Raw genomic sequence first — 3,468 nt, 5'->3', positions numbered from 1 at the left:
AACTCTCATGACTCAACGTCAAATCATATTCTTCGATCTTATGCCTGACTATACCGTTTCGGTTCTAGTCAAAGGCACTCAAGATTGGGATTTGTTCAAGTCCATGAATCATTTGACCTCATGGTGTGAGTCCGAGTTCTCCCACTTCGAATTAGTCTGCATCACCAACACCACCTATCAAGACCGCATCAACTTGGGGGTGTTCGATGAATAACGCACAGAAAGTCGCAAAAACCTTTGAGCCGCACAACGAACAAGTCCACATCGATTACTTGTGCTTTACCTTTGCGCTGAAAAACCTCACTTACTGTCACCGTGCTTTGGTCGAACCGTTGCCAAGCGGTACAGGAAAAACCTTGCGCCTCAACAAAGAGAAACCACTGTTACAGCGTCACGCTCGTGCGCCTAAGTTTCCAACGCCGCCAGTGTTTAACCCAACACTGGCCGTCACTAACGAAGAAATGCAATCGTACAATGACGCCTATCGCCATGTGTACATCAACTATTTGGAAGAATGCTTGCGCATCTTCACCCAACGTGTGCTTGGCTTGTCACTCTCGGCGCCTCGCGGTTTGGGCTTTCAGTTCTACAGCGATTCAATGAAACTCACCTCGGCCAATGGCGAAGACTTTTGCGGTTTCATCGGTATCGGCGGAAATAATGACACCGTGCATTTTCAAATTAACGGTACGGGTTGCAAACACGTCTTTGACAAACTGCGTCCTTGGGCGCTGCACGACTGGCTGCACAATGTCTTGGGCGTGACTACCCTCGCCCGCGTTGACTTGGCCTATGACGATTTCGACGGTCTGTTTGATTGCAACTACGCCTACAAAGCATGGCTCGATGATGCGTTTCGTACCAACGTTCGCGGCCGTGGCCCCAAACTTGCGCCTCTGTGTGAGATTGAACGCATGGAGAACGGCAAGCCTCAAAGAGCAATATTCAATTGGCTCTCGCACCTCGCGCATTTACTGGCGCATCTACAACAAAGCCTTAGAGCAGAACTTGGCCCAGACCGGACTTACTTGGTATCGCTCTGAGGTGGAACTCAAGAAATGGGACATCGATGTGCTCCTTGACCCAAGCGGCGCATTCGCGGCCATTTGCGATTTCTCGGCGTCCATTTCGGTATCTAAACCGTTCAACACCAAACCCAAACCCAGCAAGAAAGCCGCGTTAGATCTCTTGGCGTCGGCTTACTGGATGCGTCGTCAGTACGGAAAAATCCTGACGGCACTCATCGAATTTCACAATGGCGATGTGAACACCGTCGTGGGGTCGCTCGTTCGTGACAATTCTAAATTCACCTTCCCCGACTCATACGGGAAGTTAGTTACTCACATATTGGAGACTTGATATGTCTAACACTCTCTTTGTTCTAGGTATCAACCTAATTGAAACCGAGTTCGGCGGAAAACAGGCACAGCTCAACATTTCCCGCCCACTGCGTGAAATCAACACGGACAAATACAAACGTCGCACCATTGGCGAATCGGGTGAAGTGAACCCCAAATGGGATCAACCCATCATGATGGACCGCGCTTACGCTGAAAAGCTGGCGAACTGCGGTGCGTTTGTCCCTCGTCGTGAGTACGCGGTCAGTTTGCAGATGAACCCCAACGACCCATTGGCGGGTGCCGTCGTGACTGAACTCATTCCCATCGATGACGAAATCAAAAAGCATTTCCACGCATCGATGCAGAGCAAGTAAGGCTAGGTTATGGCGCAGTGTGTAGCTCTCAGCAATGGTTATGTCGTCAGCTCGTCGACCGACTGTGACTACGTACTGCTGACCCAAGAGGAAGTGCAACAACTGAGCACCTCCCCAGTCGGGTCACTGACAATCGATTCAGAGGTGTACACCACGGTTACGGGATTTTTACTGCTCTCGTTTCTCTCCGGTCACATTCTGGGTCGAATTGTAAAAGCGTTGGGTCGACGCTAACGGCCTACTTTCACTAACAACGGAGATACATCATGGAACTAAAAAAACGTGTTACCCAAGCGGGTGTTGTTGGCTCAACACTGGTCGCTTCTTCGGCTGCATTGGCAAATGCAGAAATCACCACCGCCATTACTGACGCTGTCACGGCTGGCCAATCTAACTACACCTTAGTGGTCGTCGGTGTGATTGCATTGGCCGCTATCGGTTTCGGTCTATCCGCTATCGTTGGCGCGATGCGTCGCTAAGGGTGTGTCATGGCTGAACTTGCAACTGACATCGTCACTATCTTCTTTGCTTGTGCGGTGTTCAGTGGTTTCATTTTCGGCTTTTACACGGGTGTGAACGCCTCTTAGCATTTTGAATCATGTTCGTTACACAACGAACTCCCTTTGGTCACAGCGCCAAGCCGGAATCAATGCAATCAATGCTGCGGCGGATGACATTGCGATTGCCGCAAACGATATGACGTCATCCGTTGATACTCTTACGCCCAAACTGAATTCCATTCAGTCTACGGTCAACGCGACTCAACAGGCCGTCGATGAACTCGCGCTATCGGGTGGCGGTGGTGCGGATATGTCCGGTGTTGAAAATCTTCTGTCTGGGTTGCAGAACATGCAAGGCCAAACCATCGGCGCGATCAGTTCTCTGGCTGGCAACGTCAACACGACGACAGGTGCGGTGAACAGTCTTGGTGGGACTATCAACAACATGTCGGGCAACCTTCAAGGCGCAATCTGGTCATCCAACACTATATTGGGCAATCAAGTCGACGCCGTTGGTGACGCGGTATCCGGTCTTGGTGGTAAGCTCGATGATATTGCCGAATCACTCTCGACTGGGGACTTCGCTCCGCGGGCGCCAGAGGGCCAGCTCGACGTCGATGCCCTGCCGCTTTACAACTCCGACGCCTTGCAAAGTGTGCTCGATGAAACCGAACAACTCAAACTCGACTATGAGCAAAAGGTGCAAGAGTTTCGCCAGTTGTTCTCCTTTGATACGTCTGGCCTTAATCAAGGTGAATACGTCGAGCATTCGTTCAACCTGACACTGGCCAACGGCCAAACCATCTCTGGTAAGTCGGGCGTCTTCCCTGCCCTTATCGATAACGCCGCTTTGATTGCGGCAGTACTCATCTTCCTAGCCGCCGTTCTTGGCGCTCGGTTCTTATTCTAGCGAGGTGACGTTATGCAATTTCTGTTAGATCTCATGCAATCACTGGGCGACATGGGCCAAACCGTGGTCGACTTCTTCGACAACGTACCGACATGGTTTGAGCAAACCTTTGTTTACCTCAACGCGTGGTATATCAAAATCAAACTCTACTTCTTGTTAGTCTCGCTCGAACTCTCGTACAAAACGGCCCAGTACCTACTCAATGACATCGGGTTTACGGAGTTGGTCGTTCAAGCCTTTAACGCTCTGCCCAGTGAACTGCGCTATTACGCATTCTTGTTTCAGCCTCCCCAAGCCCTGAACATTTACTTTACGTGCATGGCCACGGGGTTTGTCATTCGCCT

General features: G+C 50.7%; 8 protein-coding genes. All 8 read left to right on the top strand.

Annotation, left to right across the window (positions count from 1 at the left end; genetic code table 11):
- Window positions 1–7: 7 nt before the first annotated feature.
- The gene (locus tag AC6R0R_RS07535) at window positions 8–214 is read left to right on the top strand and encodes a hypothetical protein (RefSeq protein WP_500626260.1); all 207 of its coding nucleotides are present in this window, start codon (window positions 8–10) and stop codon (window positions 212–214) included.
- Complete coding sequence (locus AC6R0R_RS07530) at window positions 207–1,043, top strand: hypothetical protein (protein ID WP_500626259.1); 837 nt, start codon at window positions 207–209, stop codon at window positions 1,041–1,043. Before AC6R0R_RS07535 ends, AC6R0R_RS07530 begins: the two co-directional genes overlap by 8 nt.
- The gene (locus AC6R0R_RS07525) at window positions 1,009–1,359 is read left to right on the top strand and encodes a hypothetical protein (protein WP_500626258.1); all 351 of its coding nucleotides are present in this window, start codon (window positions 1,009–1,011) and stop codon (window positions 1,357–1,359) included. Before AC6R0R_RS07530 ends, AC6R0R_RS07525 begins: the two co-directional genes overlap by 35 nt.
- Window position 1,360: 1 nt before the next feature.
- Window positions 1,361–1,714 (top strand): DUF1293 family protein, encoded by a 354-nt coding sequence (locus AC6R0R_RS07520; RefSeq protein ID WP_500626257.1) that lies wholly within the window; start codon window positions 1,361–1,363, stop codon window positions 1,712–1,714.
- A gap of 9 nt (window positions 1,715–1,723) precedes the next feature.
- Window positions 1,724–1,948, top strand: a complete 225-nt coding sequence (locus AC6R0R_RS07515; protein ID WP_500626256.1) for a hypothetical protein — start codon at window positions 1,724–1,726, stop codon at window positions 1,946–1,948.
- A 32-nt stretch (window positions 1,949–1,980) separates the two neighbouring features.
- Entirely contained in the window at window positions 1,981–2,193 is a 213-nt protein-coding gene (locus AC6R0R_RS07510; RefSeq protein WP_500626255.1) for a hypothetical protein, read from the top strand.
- A gap of 112 nt (window positions 2,194–2,305) precedes the next feature.
- Entirely contained in the window at window positions 2,306–3,124 is an 819-nt protein-coding gene (locus tag AC6R0R_RS07505; RefSeq protein WP_500626254.1) for a hypothetical protein, read from the top strand.
- A 12-nt stretch (window positions 3,125–3,136) separates the two neighbouring features.
- A partial coding sequence (locus AC6R0R_RS07500; protein ID WP_500626253.1) for a DUF2523 family protein occupies window positions 3,137–3,468 on the top strand: 332 nt, incomplete at its 3' end.

Source organism: Vibrio sp. R12-SW3-ISO1, from assembly GCF_059834005.1.
Note: the sequence above shows the minus strand (reverse complement) of the source record. Positions and strands in the feature narration are given on the sequence as shown.

Excerpts from the sequence above, each read along its gene's own strand:
- AC6R0R_RS07535 (WP_500626260.1), top strand. The coding sequence starts at position 8 with ATGACTCAACGTCAAATCATATTCTTCGATCTTATGCCTGACTATACC.
- AC6R0R_RS07530 (WP_500626259.1), top strand. The coding sequence starts at position 207 with ATGAATAACGCACAGAAAGTCGCAAAAACCTTTGAGCCGCACAACGAA.
- AC6R0R_RS07515 (WP_500626256.1), top strand. The coding sequence starts at position 1,724 with ATGGCGCAGTGTGTAGCTCTCAGCAATGGTTATGTCGTCAGCTCGTCG.
- AC6R0R_RS07520 (WP_500626257.1), top strand. The coding sequence starts at position 1,361 with ATGTCTAACACTCTCTTTGTTCTAGGTATCAACCTAATTGAAACCGAG.
- AC6R0R_RS07510 (WP_500626255.1), top strand. The coding sequence starts at position 1,981 with ATGGAACTAAAAAAACGTGTTACCCAAGCGGGTGTTGTTGGCTCAACA.